The sequence below is a fragment of the Actinomadura sp. GC306 genome, assembly GCF_004348665.1.
Classification (GTDB): domain Bacteria; phylum Actinomycetota; class Actinomycetes; order Streptosporangiales; family Streptosporangiaceae; genus Spirillospora.
In genome coordinates this window covers 1-4740 of the sequence record NZ_SMKM01000386.1, presented here as the reverse complement: position 1 = coordinate 4740, position 4740 = coordinate 1, and the positions used below count along the sequence as shown (strand labels likewise).

The 4740-nt window shown below is 68.2% G+C and carries 5 protein-coding genes; all 5 read left to right on the top strand.

Annotated features, from left to right (window positions below):
* A partial coding sequence (gene dop, locus E1200_RS31300; protein ID WP_131955941.1) for a depupylase/deamidase Dop occupies positions 1-1208 on the top strand: 1208 nt, incomplete at its 5' end.
* Between the two features lie 281 nt (positions 1209-1489).
* On the top strand, positions 1490-1699 hold the full coding sequence (locus tag E1200_RS31295) for a ubiquitin-like protein Pup (RefSeq protein WP_131955939.1): 210 nt from the start codon (positions 1490-1492) through the stop codon (positions 1697-1699).
* Positions 1700-2121: 422 nt separating this feature from the next.
* Positions 2122-2925 carry an endonuclease VII domain-containing protein gene (locus E1200_RS31290; RefSeq protein WP_243708993.1) on the top strand — a complete coding sequence of 268 codons (804 nt, stop codon included), beginning with the start codon at positions 2122-2124 and terminating at the stop codon, positions 2923-2925.
* Positions 2926-3136: 211 nt separating this feature from the next.
* Complete coding sequence (prcB, locus tag E1200_RS31285) at positions 3137-3925, top strand: proteasome subunit beta (RefSeq protein ID WP_131955935.1); 789 nt, start codon at positions 3137-3139, stop codon at positions 3923-3925.
* Between the two features lie 21 nt (positions 3926-3946).
* A partial coding sequence (gene prcA, locus E1200_RS31280; RefSeq protein ID WP_131955943.1) for a proteasome subunit alpha occupies positions 3947-4740 on the top strand: 794 nt, incomplete at its 3' end.

Here is a 4740-nt window from a genome sequence, read left to right as displayed (position 1 = left end):
CCCCCGAATGCACCAACCCCCGCGACGCCGTCATCTGGGACAAGGCCGGAGAACGCGTCATGGCCGACGCCGCCCAGCGCGCCGCCATGGTCCCCGGCACCCACCCCATCCAGCTCTACAAGAACAACACCGACAACAAGGGCGCCTCCTACGGCTGCCATGAGAACTACCTCATGCGCCGCGAGACCCCCTTCGCCGACATCGTCCGGCACCTCACCCCCTTCTTCGTCTCCCGCCAGGTCGTCGCGGGCGCCGGCCGCGTCGGCATCGGCGTCGACGGCCGCGGCGACGGCTTCCAGATCAGCCAGCGCGCCGACTTCTTCGAGGTCGAGGTCGGCCTGGAGACCACCCTCAAGCGCCCCATCATCAACACGCGCGACGAACCCCACGCCGACCCCGAGAAGTACCGCCGCCTCCACGTCATCATCGGCGACGCCAACATGGCCGAGCTGTCCACCTACCTCAAGCTCGGCACCACCTCGCTCGTCCTCGCCATGATCGAGGACGGCTTCCTCACCGTCGACCTCTCCGTCGACATGCCCGTCGCCTCCCTCCGCGCCATCTCCCACGACCCGTCCTGCAAGCACCTCCTCACGCTCCGCGACGGCCGCAAGATGACCGCCGTGCAGCTCCAGATGGAGTACCTCGAACAGTCCCGCAAGTACGTCGAGGACCGCTTCGGCGCCGACGTGGACGAGATGACCAAGGACGTCCTCGACCGCTGGGAATCGGTCCTGCACCGCCTCGGCGAGGACCCCATGCAGCTCTCCCGCGAACTCGACTGGGTCGCCAAGCTCGCACTCCTGGAGGGCTACCGCAGCCGCGACAACATCGACTGGTCCCACCCGCGGCTGCAGCTCGTCGACCTGCAGTACAGCGACGTCCGGCCCGACAAGGGCCTCTACAACCGCCTCGTGGCCCGCGACCGGATCCAGCGCCTGGTCACCGAGGACGTGGTCGAGGCCGCCGTCGAGGACCCGCCCGAGGACACCCGGGCCTACTTCCGGGGCCGCTGCCTGCGCCAGTACGCCGACTCCGTCGCCGCCGCCTCCTGGGACTCCGTCATCTTCGACGTCCCGGGCCGCGAGTCCCTGCAGCGCGTCCCCACCCTGGAGCCCCTGCGCGGCACCAAGCAGCACGTGGGGCCGCTCCTGGACCGCTGCCGCACGGCCGCCGACCTGGTGGCCACCCTGACCGGCCAGAGCTGACCCGGACCCGCCGAGCCCGGACGCCGCGCGAGTCGTCCGGGCTCATGATCGTCCCCGTTGGATAGTGTGACTATCGAGTCCTATCGCACCGCTGACCTGCACCGATGGGCGAGGTCTCGGTTTCGTGACTGCTATGCCCGTTTCAGTGGGCGGTGGACCGGCGATAACCCGAGCAAGTCCCCGGCCCCCCGGGCGCGGCGGCGGGAAAACGGATTTCAAGATCCGCTGACCGCCGAAGATCGGGGATAGGGTCGGAAGGACCGGCAGAGCGGAGGTACGAGATGGCCACGAAGGACACCGGCGGTCAGAAGCAGACCACCCGGCGCACGGAAGAGGTCGAGGAGACCGAGGCCACGACCACCGAGGACGTCCAGGAGCGCCACGAGGCGCTCACCGACGACGTGGACTCAATTCTGGACGAAATAGACGAAGTTCTCGAAGAGAACGCAGAGGACTTTGTCCGATCTTACGTGCAAAAAGGCGGTGAATGATCCTGGTTTGTCCGTTTTGATCGGACAGTGTTCAAGGGTCATTCCATAGCAATAGCGACATTGCTCAAAGGCAACGTAAATGCATGGGCGGGACCGGTAAGGTCCCGCCCATGCATTCGAAAAGGTGCCCCGACTGCGGGGAAATCAAGCAGGCCGCAGAGTTCTCGAAGAACAAGGCGTCCAAAGATGGGCTGGCGCACTACTGCAGGCCCTGTCTCGGGATTCGAAATGGTCGCTCATATCGAAAGAGGCAGGCCAAGCTGGGCAAAGCGCCCAGGCCCTATCGAAGGCTGTCGGACGTGCCGGAAGGTATGAAGTACTGCCCCAGATGTCAGGAACCGAGGCCGATCGACGAGTTCGGCAGCAATCGTTCACAGAAGTCAGGACTCGCGAACTACTGCCGACCGTGTCACAACAAGGTCATGGCGGGGATAAGGGCGCGCAACCACGGGAGTGGACGGAACTACCTTCTGAAGCTGCGCTACGGCGTGACCGAGGAAGAGGTCGAGCGGATGATCGCCGAGCAGGGCGGCGTCTGCGTCATCTGCCTCCGGGCGGAGGCGAAGCACGTCGACCACGACCACATGACCGGGCTCGTCCGCCGCATCCTGTGCTTCAAGTGCAACGGCGGGCTCGGCCAGTTCGAGGACGACCCGGAGCGGCTGCGTCTCGCGGCGGAGTACCTGGAGCTGGACGGCTCACACGCGCGGCGGCTGGAACTCGAGACCGGTGCGAGGGTGTTCGGCGGTCCGGAGCGGGTTCGTTCGGACCCTGACTGGCGGAAGAGAGCGGACTCCCTCGCGTCCACGAGGCACTACCACCTCCGGCAGAAGTACGGGATCAACGACGAGGACGCCGAGTGGCTGCTGAGGATGCAGGTCGGTCTCTGCGCCGTCTGCTTCGACTTCCCGGCGAAGCACGTCGACCACGACCATGAGACCGGTGCCGTGCGAGGCATCGCGTGCCACGGGTGCAACTCCGGGATGGGGCAACTGCGTGACGACCCGGTGGCCTTGCGCCGCGCGGCGGACTACCTGACGGGCGGGCTGGTGGTGCCGGTCCCGGCCCGCGGCGGCGGGACGCGTCTGTCGTTCACCGTCCCGGACGTGGATCCGGCGGAGGTGCCGCGCGGCGGGTGGGCGGCGTACTGGGCGGCGGACGGGGAGTACCGCAAGGCGAATCCGCACCTCGGGATGGTGCGGGAGGGGCCCGTCTGGGTGGAGTGAACACGGGGGATGCGCCGCGGGGTTCGCCGTGGGCTGACTCGGCCGGGGATCATGCGGCATGCGCGCGGGCGACCTTGAACAGTAGGGTCGTACTCGTCCGCGCCGGTGGAGGTCGTGAGGGAGCCGGCGCCATGGTTGAGGGGAAGGGAGTCGCGTGGCGTCCCACGAATCGCATACCGGGCGTCTGCCGGGGTTGTTTGCGAACCCGGACATGTCGTCGTTCACGGAGTTTCTCGGGGCGTACTCACCGGGGTCGCTGCCGGCCGGGCGGACGCCGCCGGTGTCGCGGGCGGGGGAGGACATCCCGCACGGGACGACGATCGTCGCGGTGACCTTCCCCGGCGGTGTGGTGATGGCGGGTGACCGGCGGGCGACGGCGGGGCACGTGATCGCGCAGCGGGACATCGAGAAGGTGTTCCGGGCGGACGAGTTCTCGGCGATCGCGATCGCGGGCACGGCCGGCATCGGCATCGAGATGGTGCGGCTGTTCCAGGTGGAGCTGGAGCACTACGAGAAGCGCGAGGGCCGGACGCTGTCGGTGGAGGGCAAGGCGAACCGGCTGGCGACGATGGTGCGGCAGAACCTGGCGATGGCGATGCAGGGGCTGGCGGTGGTGCCGCTGTTCGCGGGCTATGACGAGGAGCGGGACGAGGGGCGGATCTTCTCCTATGACCCGGCGGGGGGCCGGTACGAGGAGCGGGACTTCCACTCGGTGGGCTCGGGGTCGGTGTTCGCGCGGGGTGCGCTGAAGAAGCTGTACCGGCCGGATCTGTCGGCGGAGGACGCGGGGCTGGTGTGCGTCCAGGCGCTGTACGACGCGGCGGACGACGATTCGGCGACCGGCGGGCCGGATCTGACGCGCCGGATCTTCCCCGTGGTGGCGTCGGTGACGTCGGACGGGTATCGCCGTTTGGGCGAGGACGAGGTGGGCGCGCTGGCGCAGGCCGTCGTCGACGGACGTTACGACTCGCCGGGCGGTCCGACCGCCCCGCTGCGATAGAAGGGATCCTGACCGGTGTCCATGCCGTTCTATGTGTCGCCCGAACAGCAGATGAAGGACAAGGCGGATTATGCGCGGAAGGGTATTTCGCGTGGCCGCAGTGTCGTGGTGCTGCAGTACGACGACGGCATTCTGTTCGTGGCGGACAATCCGTCGCGGGCGCTGCACAAGATCAGTGAGATCTATGACCGGATCGCGTTCGCGGCGGTGGGGAAGTACAACGAGTTCGAGAACCTGCGGCTGGGGGGTGTCCGGTACGCGGACATCAACGGGTACCAGTACGACCGCCGGGACGTGACGGCGCGGGGGCTGGCGAACGTATACGCGCAGTCGCTGGGGACGATCTTCACGGAGACGAACAAGCCGTACGAGGTGGAGCTGGTCGTCGCGGAGGTGGGCGAGGACGCGGAGACGGACCAGATCTACCGGTTGACGTTCGACGGTTCGGTGGCGGACGAGCACGGTTATGTGGCGATGGGCGGGCAGGCCGATGCGGTGGCGCAGTCGCTGAAGGACGGTTACCGGGAGGGGTCGTCGCTGTCGGACGCGTTGCGGACGGCGGTGCGGGCGCTGGAGGCGCAGGATTCGGACCGGCATCTGGAGGCGACGTCGCTGGAGGTGGCGGTGCTGGACCGGAACCGCGAGCACCGGCTGTTCAAGCGGCTGGCGGCGGCGCGGATCGGTGAGCTGCTGGCGGAGAGCGAGGGCGCGGAGCCGGGCGGCGGGAAGGGCGCGGGCGCCGATACGGGTTCGGGTGCCGGGGCGGCGAGGACTGAGTCCGGTGTCCGGTGCGCCGCCGCGGTGGTGCGCCGGAC